Consider the following 15,905-nt stretch of genomic DNA (forward strand, 5'->3'; position numbering starts at 1 on the left):
CCGGCGCAACGCGCGCACTGATCTTCACGGTGATCGAGGGCGCCAGGGTGTTCGAGGCGTTCTGAACGCTCGGGGCGTCGATGCCCGTCACAGTGATCGACGGCTGTGCCCAGATGCGGTGAAGCAGGTCATCGCGGCCGATGGGAGTGACTCCGTCGAGCAGTCCTGTTTCGTCGCGGAGTCGCTGCTCAGTAATCACGGGGACCTCTTGATCGTGTGACCGCATACCCGCCACGGCGACCGAGCCCTCGGCGTCGTGCAGGGTAGCGAGAAGGGCGATCGTGGCGAGCATCGCATCCGGTACCGCTCCCCCAAACATTCCGGAGTGCGATGCGTGCTGCAGCGTCGACACGGTCAGGCTGAACGTCGCGTTGCCGCGAAGCCCGACCGTGAGTGACGGCGTATCGACGCTCCAGTTGTCGGAATCGGCGACCACAATCACATCGGCGGCCAGCAGCTCACGATGACGCTCGAGAAGCGCGCCGAACGATCGGGACCCAAATTCTTCTTCGCCCTCGATAAACACCACGAGGCCGAGATCAGGAACTCCCGTTGTCTCGGTCAATGCTCGGATGGCGGCAACGTGGGCCAAGACGCCGGCCTTGTCATCCGCGACGCCTCGGCCATAGAGCCGATCACCCCGCAGCGTGGGCTCAAATGGCGGTGACGACCACGCACTGTCGTGGCCGGGAGGCTGAACGTCGTGATGGGCGTAAAGCAAGACGGTCGGGAATCCAGGGGCAGCAGCGCGCCGAGCAAGCACCGCCGGTTGACCGAGAACACCGTCGTCGCCAGGAGCGCGGTCGATCGTGACGGTGTCGAAGACGTCGAGTTCACGCAGCAGTTCTGCCGTTCGCTCGGCTGATGCCTGAACGTGGGCCGGGTCGAATCCGTCCCACGACACAGACGGGATGCGCACGAGGTCACTCAGCTCGGCGATAGCGCGCGGCAGACCGCCCTGAACGCTGTCGGTGAGTGCCTCGAGAGTGTGCGCATCGAGAGGCAATGCGGCGGAGCGTTCGGGGGGTGTCATGCCGGTAATCTTAAGCCTCAGCATCAATGGAAGGATGTGCCGCCGTGGCCGCCCGCGACAACGCCAACACCACTCCCAGCGCCGCCGAGCAAGCGACGGCTGACGCCAACGCCACTGCCGAGGCCATTGCCGCAGGCAAGGGCCGCCCAACGCCCACGCGCAAAGAGCGCGAAGCTGCGCGCAAGCGCCCTCTCGTTCCGAACGATCGGAAGCAGGCTGCGAAAGAGCACCGCGAGAAGATGAACGCCGCGCGCGAGCGGGCGCGCATCGGTATGGCCAACGGTGAAGAGAAGTACCTTCCGCAGCGCGACCGCGGCCCGCAAAAGAAGTGGGTGCGCGACTATGTCGATGCGCGCATCAACATCGGCGAATTCTTGATTCCGGTCATGTTCGTCGTGATCATCTTGACCTTTGTGCCGTCGGTCGAAGCCCAAACGATTTCCATTCTGGCGCTGTGGGCCTTCTTCCTCGTCGCGGTGCTCGACTCGACCCTGTTGGGCTTTATCGTTCGCCGCAAACTGGTGAAGAAGTTCGGCGCCGACAAGGTCGAGAAGGTGCGCTGGTACGCAGCAATGCGGTCGCTGCAGTTACGCGTGCTCCGTCTGCCCAAGCCTCAGGTGAAGCGCGGACAGTTCCCCGAGTAGAGGGGTTAGCGGCCGCGCGCGGCGAGACCGTGGGTGACCTGCCGGGCCCACAACGGGCCGCGATACAGAAACGCCGTATATCCCTGCACCAGGGTTGCTCCGGCGTCGAGTCGCTCGGCAGCGTCGTCGGCCGTGTCAACGCCGCCCACGGCGATCACGCAGAAGTCGTCGGGCACCGAGGCTCGAACGCGTCGTAACACCTCGAGTGAGCGAGCACGCAACGGAGCGCCGCTGAGCCCGCCCGCGCCTGCCGCCAAGACCGCGGCGTTGCCGGTCAAGAGGCCGTCACGACTGATCGTGGTGTTCGTCGCGATGATGCCCGCGAGCCCTAACTCGATCGCGAGTTGGCACACGGCGTCGATCGCGCTGTCATCGAGATCGGGCGCGATCTTCACGAGAACCGGCGTCTCGCCCGCTTCGTCGAGTACGGCCGAGAGCAGTGGTCGCAGCAATGCCTCGTCTTGTAGGCCACGCAACCCCGGGGTGTTGGGCGAGCTGACGTTGACGGCGAGGTAGTCGGCGACCGGGGCGAGTAGGCGGGCCGACTCGCGATAGTCGACCACAGCATCCTCGACCGCGACGACACGGCTTTTGCCGATGTTCGCGCCAATGATGGGCCGCTGAGCCCGGCGGCGTTCGCGGGCGACCCGCGAAGCGGCGGCTACTGCTCCCCCGTTATTGAACCCCATGCGATTGATGACGGCTCGATCGTCAACAAGGCGAAACAGACGCGGCTTGGGGTTGCCCTCTTGCGCGATCGCCGTGACGGTGCCGATTTCGACGTGACCGAAACCAAGCGCCCACAGGCCACGGATGCTCCGCGCGTCTTTGTCGAACCCGGCAGCCATACCGAACGGCGACTCAAAGTGCAGCCCGAGCGCGTCGACGGCGAGAGCCGGGTCAGGCCGTGTGAATCGACGCACCAGTCGCGTGAGCCCCAGCGCGGGGATTGCCCGAATGACGACGACCGCTAGATGATGTGCCCGCTCGGGGTCGATGCGGCGCAAGACCGTGCGAAAGAAGAACTCGTACACCGTGGTGGTTATTCGGCGTCGGAGGCAGCGGCGGGCTGAGCGCGCTCAACACGCAATTGGGTGATGGCCGACTCGAAGTCGTCGAGATTCTCGAACGCCTGATAGACGCTCGCGAACCGCAAATAGGCAACCTCATCGAGCTGGCGCAGTTCGGGCAAGATCGCGAGACCGATGTCGTTCGCGTCGAGCTGCGAAGCGCCCGTCGCGCGCAGATTCTCTTCGACCTTCTGAGCGAGTTGCGCGAGGTCGGCGTCGGTCACCGGGCGACCCTGGCACGCCTTGCGCACGCCGAGCACGATCTTCTCGCGCGAAAAAGGCTCCACGACGCCACTGCGTTTGATCACCATGAGGCTTGCCGTCTCGGTCGTGCTGAAGCGGCGCCCGCACTCGGGGCACTGCCGACGGCGTCGAATCGAGAGCCCGTCATCACTCGTGCGCGAGTCGATGACGCGGCTATCAGAGTGACGACAGAAAGGGCAGTGCATGGTTCAGCCAGCCTAGACGAACCGCGCACGCACGGCGTCGCCGTGAGCCGGCAGGTGCTCGGCGTCGCTGAGCGCGCCGACGTGATCGGCAACCTCGGCGAGAGCATCCCGGCTGTATTCGATGATTTGTTGCGGGCGCAAGAACGTGTAGGCGCCGAGACCAGAGGCGAATCGCGCCTGACCGCCCGTCGGCAAAACGTGATTCGAGCCGGCGATGTAGTCACCGAGACTCACGGGCGTGTGGTCGCCGACGAAAATCGCACCCGCGCTGTCGAGCAACGGAAGCAGAGCCTGTGCGTCGGCGACCTGCACTTCGAGGTGCTCGGGCCCGTAGGCGTTGCTGAACCGGGCAGCCTGGGTGAGGTCATCCACGAGCACAATCGCCGATTGCGGCCCCTCGAGAGCCGCCTCGACGCGGTGCCGATGCCGAGTCGCCGCAACCGCCGCCGGCAAGGCCTCGCGCACCGACTGAGCGAAGTCTGCGCTGTCGGTCACGAGCACGCTCCCGGCAAGTTCATCGTGCTCCGCCTGGCTAATCAGGTCGGCAACGACGTAGTCAGGGCGTGCGGTGGCATCGGCAATGATGAGAATTTCGGTGGGACCCGCTTCAGAGTCGATGCCGACAACACCCTTCACGGCGCGCTTCGCGGTCGCGACAAACAGGTTTCCTGGCCCGGTAATCACCTGAACGGGTTCGAGACCGAGATCGTCAACGCCATAGGCCAAAGCCGCAATGGCACCGGCGCCCCCCATCGCATAGACCTCGTCAACGCCGAGAAGACTTGCTGCGCCAAGAATCGTCGGATGCACCGACCCGCCGAACTCCGCTTGCGGCGGTGACGCGAGCGCAATCGAGCCGACGCCGGCGACCTGAGCCGCCACCACGTTCATGACGACGCTCGAGGGATACACCGCCTTGCCCCCTGGCACGTAGAGCCCCACCCGGGCAACGGGCTGCCAGCGCTGCACGATGCGCGCACCCGGAGCGACCTCGGTGACCTGTTCCGCCGGCACTTGCGCCGCCGAGGTGCGCCGCACGCGGTCTATCGCGTGCTCGAGGGCCGTGCGAACGGCGGGATCGAGCGCGGCCTCGGCGGCGCGCAACGACTCAGCGCTCATGCGGATCGCGGCGGGGCGCACGCGATCGAAGCGCTCGGCCTGATCACTCAAGGCAACGCTGCCGCGCTCGCGGACATCCCGAATCAATGCGTCGACGGCGTCGACAGCCGAGCCGACATCACTCGCCGCTCGGGGAACCAGGGCGAGAAGGTCGGCGGCCGACAGCGTGCGGCCGCGCAAGTCGAGAGTTCGCATCATGACGTGTTCAGCCTAATCGCGGCCAGCCTCGGGAATACCCGAGCACGAATGCGGTTGCATAGACCGTGATGACCACTGCTCCTGATGCCACCGGTTTCGACGCTTTCGCGCAAGCCTTTCGTCGCCACGCGGCGGGAGTCGCCGTGATCACCGCGCTCACGCCCGAGGGCCGCCCCGTGGGATTCACAGCAACGTCGCTCGCGTCGCTCGCGGCCGTTCCGCCGCTTGCGACGTTCAACATGGCGCGCACGGCGAGTTCGTGGCCGGCGATCGAACAAACCGACCGCGTCGCCATTCACATGATGGGTCAAGACGACTTCGCCGTCGCGAAGATCATGGCGGGTGACAACGCTCACCGCTTCGATGGCGACCATTGGGAACCGGGTCCGCATGGTCTTCCCATTCTCAAGAACGTCACGGCCTGGATGGTCGGCACGATCGTTGCGCGCACTCCTGTCGCGGGCAACGCGATGATCGCCGTTCAGATCGACGAAGGCGCCATCGGCGAACCCGACGAACCGCTGCTGTACCACGAGCGCGCGTATCGCGCCCTCGGCGCTGAGCTCTAGTCTTCGCGTGAACAGCCGCTGGGGCGGCCAAGCGCCGGCTAGTTCAGGGCTCGAGGGCCGAGGAGGCTCTTGACCTCACCAAAGAACCCTGCCGAGGGTTCGACTCGGTGGGGCAGCTCGAACACGCGCGCGGAGTCATCGCGAAGCAAGCGCAACCGCACTTCGGTCGAGCCCGCGTGCCGCAGCAGCACAGCATCGAGTTCGCTCACGACATCGACGGTCGCCCGATTCTCGCGCACGGTGAGCGTCAAGGGGCCGCTCTCGGTCGCCACGCCGAAGTCTGGTTGCGTGAGGCTCATGGCCTGGAGTGAGATTCCGTCGTCGCGATGGTTTACGCGGCCGCGCACAACCACGATGCTGTCGGCCGCCAACCGGGAACCGAACTCGAGATAGGTCTTGCCCAAGAACATGATGCTGATCTCGCCACCGAAGTCTTCGAGCGTGATCATGCCGTAGGGGTTGCCCGACTGGCGCGCGACGCGATGCTGCACGCTCGTGATGAGCCCGGCGACCGTGACCTGCTCGCCGTCGGCGGGAGGATTGTCGTTGAGCTCGGCGATTCCCGCGCCGGCGTGTTGTGCCAAGGCGCGTTCGAGACCCGCGAGGGGGTGATCTGACACGTAGAGGCCGAGCATCTCGCGCTCAAAGGCCAGCTTGTCTTTCTTGGCCCACTCGGGACGATCGGGCACATGACCGGCGGTGTGATCGGGCTCGTCAAAGAGGCTGTCGAAGTCGAACCCGACATCGCCATTCTCTTCAGCGCGCTTCTCCTTCACCGCGGCCTCGACTGCCGACTCATGAATCTCCATGAGCGCTCGGCGCGTTGCTCCGAGCGAATCAAACGCTCCCGCCTTGATGAGCGATTCAATGGCGCGTTTGTTGGCCACGGTGCTCGGCACTTTCTTCAAGAAATCGAAGAAGCCCGTGAACCGGCCCTTGCTCTCACGAGATGAACGGATGCCCTCCACGACGTTATGCCCCACATTGCGCACGGCCCCGAGACCGAAGCGAATGTCGTCGCCCACAGCGGCAAAGTACTCGATCGACTCGTTGACGTCGGGAGGCAAAACCGTAATGCCCATCCGGCGGCACTCGTTGAGGTACACGGCCATCTTGTCTTTGGAATCGCCCACGCTCGTTAACAAGGCCGCCATGTATTCGGCCGGGTAATGAGCCTTGAGGTACGCGGTCCAGTATGAGACGACGCCATACGCGGCCGAGTGCGCCTTGTTGAAGGCGTAGTCAGAGAAGGGCACCAGGATGTCCCAGAGCGTCTTCACCGCGGCAGCGGAGTAGCCGTTGGCGGTCATCCCCGCCTCGAAGTTTTCGTACTGCTTGTCGAGCTCTTCTTTCTTCTTCTTGCCCATCGCACGACGCAGCAGGTCGGCTTGCGCGAGCGTGTAGCCCGCGAGCTTCTGCGCGATCTCCATCACTTGCTCTTGGTAGACGATGAGTCCGTAGGTGCCGCCGAGCACCTCGGCGAGCGGTTCGGCAAGTTCAGGGTGAATCGGCGTGATCTCTTGGCGGCCGTTCTTGCGCAACGCGTAGTTGGTGTGCGAGTCGGCACCCATCGGGCCGGGCCGATACAAGGCCAGCACGGCCGAGATGTCTTCGAAATTGTCGGGCTTCATCATGCGCAAGAGCGAGCGCATCGGACCGCCATCGAGCTGGAACACTCCGAGGGTGTCTCCGCGAGCCAACAGCTCGTAGGCGGCCGGGTCGTCGAGCGTGAGGTCTTCGAGCACGAGCCGAGTGCCACGGTTCGCCTCGATGTTGTCGAGCGCGTCATCAATGATCGTCAGGTTGCGGAGGCCCAAGAAGTCCATCTTGACGAGACCGAGCGCTTCTGAGGCGGGGAAGTCGAATTGCGTGACGATCTGGCCGTCTTGCTCGCGCTTCATGATCGGAATGATGTCGATGAGCGGCTCGCTCGACATGATCACACCGGCGGCGTGCACACCCCACTGCCGCTTGAGGTTTTCGAGCCCCAAGGCGGTGTCGAAAACCGTTCGGGCCTCGGCGTCGACCTCGATGAGGGCACGGAAGTCAGCAGCCTCTTTGTACCGCTTGTCGGTGGGGTCGAGGATGCCCGAGAGAGGCATATCTTTGCCCATGATCGCGGGCGGCATGGCCTTGGTGAGCTTCTCGCCCATGCCGAACGGGAACCCCAGCACACGCGAGCTGTCCTTGAGGGCCTGCTTGGCCTTGATGGTGCCGTAGGTGACGATCTGGGCGACGCGCTCGTCGCCGTACTTCTCGGTGACGTACCGGATGACCTCGCCGCGGCGGCGGTCGTCGAAGTCGACGTCGAAGTCGGGCATCGAGACGCGGTCGGGGTTGAGGAAGCGCTCGAAGATCAACCCGTGTTCGAGCGGGTCGAGATCGGTGATGCGCATGGCGTAGGCGGCCATCGACCCGGCGCCCGAGCCACGGCCCGGGCCCACGCGGATTCCATTGCGCTTTGACCAGTTGATGAAGTCAGCAACGACCAAGAAGTAGCCCGCGAAGCCCATCTGGGTGATAACGCCGATCTCGTATTCGGCACGCGCGCGCACAGCATCCGGAACCCCGCCGGGGTAGCGAACGGCGAGACCGCGTTCGACTTCGTGCACGAACCAACTGTTCTCGGTTTCGCCCTCAGGAACGGGATACCGAGGCATGTAGTTGGCCGAGGTATTGAAGGCGACGTCGGCGCGCTCGGCGATGAGCAGCGTGTTGTCACACGCTTCGGGATAGTCGCGGAAGAGTTCGCGCATTTGCGCGGGGGTCTTGAGATAGAACTCGTCCGAGTCGAACTTGAACCGATTGGGGTCATCGAGCGTTGACCCCGATTGCACGCACAGCAGAGCCGCGTGCGAACCCGCATCGCCCGCGTGGGTGTAGTGCAAGTCGTTTGTCGCCACGAGCGGCAGCGCGAGGTCTTTCGCGAGGCGAATGAGCTCAGACATCGTGCGCCGCTCGATGCCGAGACCGTGGTCCATGATCTCGACGAAATAGTTTTCGGCACCGAAGATGTCTCGAAACTCCGCCGCCGCCTCGCGTGCCTTCTCATAGTCACCGAGTCGCAAGCGAGTCTGCACTTCACCACTCACGCACCCGGTGGTGGCGATCACTCCGTCGGCATAGCGGCTGAGCAATTCGCGGTCCATACGCGGCTTGAAGTAGTAGCCCTCGATCGAAGCCAGCGAGGCCATGCGAAACAGGTTGTGCATGCCTGCCGTCGTCGCCGCGAGCATGGTGAGGTGGGTATAGGCCCCCGCGCCCGATACGTCGTCTTCGCCGCCCGAACCCCACTTGACGCGCGTCTTATCCGTGCGGTGCGTGCCCGGCGTCAGATATGCCTCGATGCCAATGATGGGCTTGATGCCGGCATCTTTCGCGGTCTTCCAGAAGTCGAAGGCACCGAACATGTTGCCGTGGTCAGTCACGGCGATGGCGGGCATGCCTTGCGCAACGGCCTCGGCAATGAGCGGCTGCACGCGTGCGGCACCGTCGAGCATCGAGTATTCGCTGTGCACGTGAAGGTGCACGAACGAATCTGCACGACTAGACACAGCGCCTCCGACGGGGTGATCTGGACCCTCAGTCTAGGTCGTGGCGGCGACCCCTCAGAGCGGCGCGCGCGTCATGTCAGCTCGCTCGTAGCACGTCTAGTGCGTGCTGCAAGTCGTCGGGATAGTGCGAGCTGTGTTCGCTCCACTGACCGGTCGACGGATGCCGAAAGGCGAGCTTCATGGCGTGCAACCACTGCCGATCCAGACCCAGGCGTGCGCTCAGCGTAGGGTCGGCGCCATACATGGCGTCACCCACGCACGGATGACGTTGCGCGGCCATATGCACGCGAATCTGATGAGTGCGCCCCGTCTCGAGGTGGATCTCGAGCAGCGACGCGCTCGGAAACGCCTCGATCGTGTCGTAGTGCGTTACCGACGGTTTTCCGCCCGCGACGACAGCGAACTTCCAGGCGCTACCGGGATGCCGCCCGATCGGCGCATCGATGGTCCCGGAGAGCGGATCAGGATGACCCTGAACGGTCGCGTGGTAGATCTTCTCCACCTCGCGATCGTGAAACTGCCGCTTGAGTTCTCGATACGCTCCTTCAGACTTTGCGACGACCATGAGCCCGCTCGTGCCGGCGTCGAGCCGGTGCACGATGCCCGCTCGCTCGGCCGGGCCTGAGGTCGCAATGCGGTAGCCAGCAGCAGCGAGGGCACCGATGACGGTTGGCCCCTCCCAGCCGGCCGAGGGATGCGCGGCAACTCCGACCGGCTTGTCCACGACAACAAGATCATCGTCGTCGAAAACGATGCCGAGGTTGTCGACGGGGATCGGCTCGATGCGCACCTCGCGCCGGGGCTGCCACGTCACTTCCAGCCATGCATCAGCGACGACGCGATCCGACTTGCCGACAAGCCGGCCATCGAGTGTCACTCCCCCGGCGTCGGCGATCTCTGCCGCTTGCGTTCGTGAGAATCCGAGCAGCGTCGCGAGCGCAACATCCACTCGTTCACCGGAACGCCCGGGAGGGACAGGAAGGGAGCGCGACTCAGTCACTGTCGCGCTCCCTGTCGTCTCTGCCGACCGAGTGGTCGATGAGGATGCTGCGGCTCAGGAGCCGTAGCCCGGGAACTGCCCGGGGGGCGCCGCTTGCGGAGAAGGGTAACCCTGCGAAGGAGCCGCTGCGGGATAGGCCGGAGCCGAACCCGGGTACGCCTGCTCGGCACCGTAGCTTGGAGCGGCTCCATAACCCGCAGGGGCAGCAGCGGGCGCCGAGCCCACCGTCGCGGCGGCCGGGGCGGCCGCTGGCTGGGCAGTGCCCTCCAGCTCGGTCAACTGGCTCTGAATGTAGGTGCGCAACTGTTGGCGATACTCGCGCTCGAACGTGCGCAGTTCGTCGACCCGCTGTTGCAGCGCCATCCGCTCGCGCTCGAGAGTCTGCAGTTGACCCTGCTGGGCGCTCGTCGCCTCAGCGACAATGCGAGCTGCCTCGGCCTGCCCCTCGGCGATGATCTGCTCTTTCCTGGCTAGGCCCTCACGAACGTGCTCTTCGTGCAAACGACGTGCGAGCTGAAGCAAGTTGTTCGTGTCGACACCAGGCTCAGCGCCGCCCAGTGAGGGCGCATCGGCAACCGGGAACGGCGCCGGAGAGGGTGCGGCAACGGGCGCCGGAGCGGCCGCAGCCTCCATAGGCATCGAGGCGGCGCCACGCTGCAGCTCGGCGATGCGCGCGTCGGCAGCGACGAGGCGCTGACGCAACTCGTCGTTCTCTTGAGTGAGACGACGCAGCTCGACAACGATCTCATCGAGGAAGTCATCGACCTCGTCTTGGTCGTAGCCCTCGCGGAACTTGGTCGATTGGAAGCGCTTGTTGACGACATCTTCTGGCGTGAGTGCCATGCGCGTCACCTCGAAACTTTCTGGAGCGGTCGAATAACGATGGGGTAACGCTAGCAACAACTGGTCACATGCGTCACTTCCGTATCAGGAAGCGTACCCCGCACAACAGGAATCAGGCCAGGAATTGGGCCGGATTAGGGCCTCACGAGTGCCATCAGGATGAGCAAAACAATCAGCACAATTGTCCACGCGAGGTCGAGACTTACCGAACCAAGCCGGAGCGGAGGAATAACCCGTCGCACCCCCTTGAGAGGCGGATCGGTGATCGTGTAGCTCGTCTCGGCGACGATCAACACGATCCCCCGGGGGCGAAAGGCTGGGTTGAGAACCTGCAACCAGTCGAAAACGAATCGCACCCACATGGCGATGAAGACGATCAAGAGGGCCACGTAGATGACCGACAGAATGATCGAAAAGACGAGCGTCACGGCTCTAGTCTCGCAGGTTCTCCTGAGTGCTTGCGCACGCGCTGCGACGATCGCGACGCGAGGCGCGACTCGCGGCTAGTCGCGAATAACGAACGAGGCGTCGACGTCTGGTTCGATTTCAGCCGCATCACCACTCGTCGCCACGTGCGCCGGCGACAGCAAGAACACTTTGCTCGTCACCCGCTCGATGCGACCATAAAGCCCCTGCGATAGCCCACTGGCGAAGTCGACCAGTCGGCGGGCCTCGCTCTCGGGCATCTGCGACAGGTTGATGATCACCGGAATGCCCTCGCGAAAACTCTCGGCGATGACCTGTGCGTCTTTGTACGCACGAGGGTGGACTGTCAGAATCTCGTTCATCTCTGACGGCGCAGCCTGCCGCGCGGGAGCACTGCGACGCAGGGGCGTCACGGGGGCGCGCTGTGCCGCAACCGCGCTCGACGGCGCGGGCGCAGTCGTCGCCGAGGGGTGAGTGTCGTATTCAACCTCTTCGTCGGCGAGGCCGAGGTACACCATGGTCTTGCGCAGCGGATTGCTCATGTGATCGTCCTAACCGGTCGTGGCACTCGTCAGGTTAAGGGCGTTCGGGTCGTTTTCCCGTGATTGCCGAACCAATACGCAGGTGTGTCGCACCCTCAGCGATCGCCTCGGCAAAGTCGCCCGACATGCCTGCCGAGATATCGCGAGCCTCGGGAGCCACCGTGCGTACCCGCTCGGAGAGCTCCCGAACACGAGCGAACGCTGCACGCGGTTCACTGCCGACGGGCGCCACCGCCATGACACCGCGAAGAGTGAGCGACGGATGCTCAAGCACACGTTCCGCGAGCGCAACCAGGCCCTCGGGCTCAACCCCGCCACGCCCCGCGTCGTCGGTCAGATTCACCTCAAGAAAAACGTCGAGGGCACGCTCGGCGCGCGCAAGGGCCGTCACGAGTGACTCGCGGTCAACCGAATGGATGACCCGGGCATACTCGGCGACGGCGCGCGCTTTGTTCGACTGCAATTGCCCGACGAAGTGCCACGTGAGAGGAAGGTCACTGAGCATCGCTGCCTTGGGTGCAGCATCCTGATGCCTGTTTTCTCCGACATCGTGCACGCCGAGACCGACCAAGTCACGCACGAGCGAGGCGGGATGAAACTTGGTGACAACAATGAGCGTCACATCGTCGCGAGGGCGCGACGCGGCACGGCACGCGTCAGAGATGGCCGACTCGACACGGCTGTATCGTTCCGCGAGCTCGGTGCTCACGGTCAGCGCAAGAAGTCGGGAATGTCGAGGTCGTCGTCGTCACTCACCTCGAGCGGATCGATCGGCGCCGTCGCCGCGAGTCCTGCGTCGTCGCCCCACGAACGACCCGCCGTCGCGGGGTCTTCACGTGCCGGCGAGGGAGATGCCATCGATGCGGCAGGCTCGGCCGACTGGTAGTTCGTCCGGCGATCGCGATGCACCACCGTCGGCTCGCCCCCGTCGAATCCGGCCGCGATGACGGTGACGCGCACTTCGTCACCTAGCGTGTCGTCGATAACCGCACCGAAGATGATGTTCGCCTCGGGGTGCACTGCCTCTTGCACGAGCCGAGCGGCATCGTTGATTTCGAAGATTCCCAGGTTCGAGCCGCCCTGAATCGAGAGCAGCACACCGTGTGCGCCGTCGATGCTTGCCTCAAGCAAAGGACTTGCGACGGCGAGTTCAGCGGCCTTGATCGCTCGGTCGGCGCCCCGCGCCGAACCGATTCCCATGAGGGCAGAGCCAGCGCCCTGCATAACGCTCTTGACGTCAGCAAAGTCGAGATTGATGAGTCCCGGGGTCGTAATGAGATCGGTGATGCCCTGAACACCGGCGAGCAGCACCTGGTCGGCGGTCGCAAAAGCCTCGAGCATCGAGATTCCGCGATCGCTGATTTCGAGCAGGCGGTCGTTGGGCACAACGATGAGCGTGTCGACCTCGTTTTTGAGCTGCACGACGCCGAGATCGGCTTGCGCCTGACGACGCTTCCCTTCGAACGCGAACGGCTTGGTAACAACACCGATGGTGAGGGCACCAATCGACTTGGCGATGCGGGCAACAACGGGAGCGCCCCCGGTGCCGGTGCCACCGCCTTCGCCGGCGGTGACAAACACCATGTCGGCGCCGGCAAGAGCCTCTTCGATCTCTTCGGCATGGTCTTCGGCAGCGCGGCGACCCACTTCGGGATCAGCCCCTGCACCCAGGCCCCGCGTGAGCTCGCGACCCACATCAAGCTTGACGTCGGCGTCGCTCATGAGCAGCGCCTGCGCGTCAGTGTTGATAGCAATGAACTCGACGCCGCGCAGCCCCAGCTCGATCATGCGGTTGACGGCGTTGACGCCACCGCCGCCGATGCCGACGACCTTAATCACGGCGAGGTAGTTCTGGTTCGAGGTCACGTCGAGGCCTTCCGCTCAACCTTCACCTTCAGGTAGAAGGCTAAAGTTATGCTCAGTATGTACTGCTCCGATTGACGGTAGGGCCGGGAGGCACGTCGGCAGCCGAGGCGCGCCGCGTGTCGCAAATCCGTGCGCGTGTGACCCCGCGAAGAGCCTCATCCCCCGCCCTTCATAGCCGGCTGATGCCTACAGTCGACGCACCACGAGGCTTTCTGGTGCAGAGACATCAAACTCTGAGGGTGCACCTTGCCCCGCAGCGACGATCGCGGCCGCGAGCACGCGGGCCTTGAATGCCGAGCGCTCGGCACTCCCCCACACGACACGATGGCCAAGCCCCGTCATCGTGAACGTCACGTCATCGAGGGTCGATGCGCTGATGACATCAACCTGCGCTCGAAGGTCGGCGGGCAATGCAGTCAACACTTCGGCAACGCTCTCAAATGCCACGGTTCCCGCCTCGGCGCTGCTGGCCGCGATCAACGGGATGCCCACCGGGCGTTCGGCCAATGACTCGACCACCACACCCGCAGCATCGACTAAATCAACACTCGCACCCCGTTCGACCGCGCCGATCGGCGCACGTTCGATGATGCGCAGCACGAGAGTATGGGGCGGCACCACTTCGGTCGAAAACGACTGAATGAGAGGAAAGCTGGCCAGATCGTCGCGAATCGCGGCGTCGTCAAGAAGCGCCAGTGGAGTGCCGATGTGCTCGTCGAGAGCCGCGCTCACGGCCGCCGAATCGAGCCGACTAGCACCGACCACCCGTATGGTGTCGAGCGACATCAGTGGCGACAGCGTGATCACCGCCACGCCAGCGATCAGCGCGAGCAACGACCCCACTGACACCGTGAACGCAAGTCGCCGTTGTCGCGAGCGGCGTGTGAACCGACGCACCTCGGCGCGCTCGTCTCGACGTCGCTCTCGTTGTGCTGCTCGCGCCGCGTGAGCAGAGTTCGGTGTATGCGGCCTCGATGCCCCTTTCGACACTCCAGTGCGCGTCGCTGTTGACGCATCGGGCGACCGAGTTAAGGGCGGTAACGGCACAGACGCGGAAGGGGTGCGGGCAGAACGACGAGGAGACGACCCTCGCGTCGATGGTGAGGCAGCCGACGCCGGAGGTGCAGGCTTATCGCCTCCGAGACCTTCGGGGCGTTTCACTACCCGGCATCTCCGACTGACCGCAGCTCAAGTGCCGCGCGCACCTGCGGGATGATGCGATACACGTCGCCGCAACTGAGCGTCATCACGATGTCTCCCGCCCGAGCGATCTCCGCGACCCGGTCGGCAGCGGCCTGCCAATCGGGCCGGTAGTCGACGACCGACGCGTTGGCGAACCGTTCAACGACACGAGCTCCCGTCACACCCGGGATGGGGTCTTCTCGCGCACCGTACACATCGAGCACGATCGTGTGATCGGCGCCGCGTTCGTAGACATCAGCAAATTCAGCCGCCATCGCCTGCGTGCGACTAAACAGGTGCGGTTGGTGGATAGCAATCACGCGCCCGTCGCCCACGACGGAACGCGCCGTCTGCAGCGCTGCTGCAACTTCGGTGGGGTGGTGTGCATAGTCGTCATACAGGCGCACGCCATCGGCGAGGCCGTGTGATTCGAAGCGTCTCTGTGTACCAGCGAATCCGTCGAGCGACGGCACTGCCTCATCGGGGGTGAAGCCCAGCCCGACGAGCACAGCAATCACGCCCGCCGCGTTGAGGGCATTGTGTCGCCCGGGAATTGCCAAGTGGCCCGAGTATTCGTGACCGGCGATCGACACGCGATAGCCAACCGGGCCCGAATCACCGATCTCAACGAGACGCACGTCGGCGTCAGCCGACTCGCCGAACGTCAGGATGCGAGCCCCCACCGCGGACTCTCGAAGACTCACCGCGAGGCGGCGCGTGGCGGGGTCATCGGCAGACAGAACGACCAACTCGGTCGCCCGCACCGCGAACGTGGCGAACGCCTCTTCCAGTGCCTTCTCATCGCCATAGTGATCAAGGTGGTCGGTGTCGATGTTCGTGACGAGAGCGACCGCAACGTCGTAGAGCAAGAACGAACCATCAGACTCGTCGGCTTCGACAACGAAGAGGTCACCGGTGCCCCAGGCAGCGCTCGTGCCTGTGCCCTGAATCACGGCACCGTTGACAAACGACGGGTCACGGTCGAGGGCACGCAAGGCGGTCACGAGCATCCCGGTCGACGTCGACTTTCCGTGGGCCCCCGCGACAGCGACGAGTCGCTCCCCGCGAACGAGCCACGCGAGTGCCTGCGAGCGATGGAGCACCGGAAGGCCGCGTCGTAGCGCTTCTTGGTACTCCGGGTTGTCGAGCCACAGTGCCCCTGTGACGACGAGAGTGTCGGCATCACCCACATGAGCGGCGTCGTGGCCGATGGCAACGCGGATGCCGAGGTCGACCAGCGACTGGACGGTGTCGGAGTGCGATCGGTCACTACCCGTGACGGAGTAGCCCTTGGCGTGAAACATGCGAGCGATGCCGCTCATTCCGCTCCCGCCGATGCCGACAAAGTGCAGCCGGCCGAGCGACTCGGGAAGAACGAGGGTGAGGTCAGGCTTGATCATCGATGACCAG

The 15,905-nt window shown here is 64.5% G+C and carries 15 protein-coding genes; 2 read left to right on the forward strand and 13 right to left on the reverse strand.

Annotated elements, in window-relative coordinates; genetic code table 11:
• The coding region (locus SFU54_RS09850; protein WP_319016098.1) for a M20/M25/M40 family metallo-hydrolase at nucleotides 1–1,033 on the reverse strand (1,033 nt) is incomplete at its 3' end.
• Between the two features lie 44 nt (nucleotides 1,034–1,077).
• Between SFU54_RS09850 and SFU54_RS09855 the strand changes: the two genes are divergently transcribed.
• Nucleotides 1,078–1,677 carry a DUF3043 domain-containing protein gene (locus SFU54_RS09855; RefSeq protein ID WP_319016099.1) on the forward strand — a complete coding sequence of 200 codons (600 nt, stop codon included), beginning with the start codon at nucleotides 1,078–1,080 and terminating at the stop codon, nucleotides 1,675–1,677.
• Between the two features lie 5 nt (nucleotides 1,678–1,682).
• Here SFU54_RS09855 and SFU54_RS09860 read toward each other — a convergent pair whose 3' ends face one another.
• The 3 genes from SFU54_RS09860 to hisD are packed head-to-tail and all read right to left on the reverse strand — an operon-like array spanning nucleotide 1,683 to nucleotide 4,513.
• Nucleotides 1,683–2,711, reverse strand: a complete 1,029-nt coding sequence (locus SFU54_RS09860) for a quinone-dependent dihydroorotate dehydrogenase (RefSeq protein WP_319016100.1) — start codon at nucleotides 2,709–2,711, stop codon at nucleotides 1,683–1,685.
• Between the two features lie 8 nt (nucleotides 2,712–2,719).
• On the reverse strand, nucleotides 2,720–3,196 hold the full coding sequence (gene nrdR / locus SFU54_RS09865) for a transcriptional regulator NrdR (RefSeq protein ID WP_319016101.1): 477 nt from the start codon (nucleotides 3,194–3,196) through the stop codon (nucleotides 2,720–2,722).
• A 12-nt stretch (nucleotides 3,197–3,208) separates the two neighbouring features.
• Entirely contained in the window at nucleotides 3,209–4,513 is a 1,305-nt protein-coding gene (hisD, locus tag SFU54_RS09870; RefSeq protein ID WP_319016102.1) for a histidinol dehydrogenase, read from the reverse strand.
• Between the two features lie 68 nt (nucleotides 4,514–4,581).
• Between hisD and SFU54_RS09875 the strand changes: the two genes are divergently transcribed.
• A complete protein-coding gene (locus tag SFU54_RS09875) occupies nucleotides 4,582–5,082 on the forward strand; it encodes a flavin reductase family protein (protein ID WP_319016103.1) in 501 nt (166 codons plus the stop codon).
• A 38-nt stretch (nucleotides 5,083–5,120) separates the two neighbouring features.
• Here SFU54_RS09875 and dnaE read toward each other — a convergent pair whose 3' ends face one another.
• From dnaE to murC, 9 genes are all read right to left on the reverse strand, one after another.
• On the reverse strand, nucleotides 5,121–8,582 hold the full coding sequence (gene dnaE / locus SFU54_RS09880; RefSeq protein ID WP_413466601.1) for a DNA polymerase III subunit alpha: 3,462 nt from the start codon (nucleotides 8,580–8,582) through the stop codon (nucleotides 5,121–5,123).
• A gap of 130 nt (nucleotides 8,583–8,712) precedes the next feature.
• On the reverse strand, nucleotides 8,713–9,585 hold the full coding sequence (locus SFU54_RS09885; protein WP_319016105.1) for an RluA family pseudouridine synthase: 873 nt from the start codon (nucleotides 9,583–9,585) through the stop codon (nucleotides 8,713–8,715).
• 105 nt (nucleotides 9,586–9,690) lie between these two features.
• Nucleotides 9,691–10,479 carry a DivIVA domain-containing protein gene (locus SFU54_RS09890; protein WP_319016106.1) on the reverse strand — a complete coding sequence of 263 codons (789 nt, stop codon included), beginning with the start codon at nucleotides 10,477–10,479 and terminating at the stop codon, nucleotides 9,691–9,693.
• Nucleotides 10,480–10,613: 134 nt separating this feature from the next.
• Nucleotides 10,614–10,907, reverse strand: a complete 294-nt coding sequence (locus SFU54_RS09895; protein WP_319016107.1) for a YggT family protein — start codon at nucleotides 10,905–10,907, stop codon at nucleotides 10,614–10,616.
• A gap of 75 nt (nucleotides 10,908–10,982) precedes the next feature.
• Complete coding sequence (locus SFU54_RS09900; protein ID WP_319016108.1) at nucleotides 10,983–11,447, reverse strand: cell division protein SepF; 465 nt, start codon at nucleotides 11,445–11,447, stop codon at nucleotides 10,983–10,985.
• A gap of 34 nt (nucleotides 11,448–11,481) precedes the next feature.
• Entirely contained in the window at nucleotides 11,482–12,156 is a 675-nt protein-coding gene (locus SFU54_RS09905; protein ID WP_413466599.1) for a YggS family pyridoxal phosphate-dependent enzyme, read from the reverse strand.
• A 2-nt stretch (nucleotides 12,157–12,158) separates the two neighbouring features.
• The gene (gene ftsZ, locus SFU54_RS09910) at nucleotides 12,159–13,313 is read right to left on the reverse strand and encodes a cell division protein FtsZ (RefSeq protein ID WP_319016109.1); all 1,155 of its coding nucleotides are present in this window, start codon (nucleotides 13,311–13,313) and stop codon (nucleotides 12,159–12,161) included.
• Between the two features lie 186 nt (nucleotides 13,314–13,499).
• Nucleotides 13,500–14,099 carry an FtsQ-type POTRA domain-containing protein gene (locus tag SFU54_RS09915; protein ID WP_319016146.1) on the reverse strand — a complete coding sequence of 200 codons (600 nt, stop codon included), beginning with the start codon at nucleotides 14,097–14,099 and terminating at the stop codon, nucleotides 13,500–13,502.
• 374 nt (nucleotides 14,100–14,473) lie between these two features.
• Entirely contained in the window at nucleotides 14,474–15,895 is a 1,422-nt protein-coding gene (gene murC / locus SFU54_RS09920; protein WP_319016110.1) for a UDP-N-acetylmuramate--L-alanine ligase, read from the reverse strand.
• Nucleotides 15,896–15,905 lie beyond the last annotated feature (10 nt).

Origin of the sequence: Microcella sp., assembly GCF_033763155.1 — a bacterium.
Lineage (GTDB): Bacteria > Actinomycetota > Actinomycetes > Actinomycetales > Microbacteriaceae > Microcella.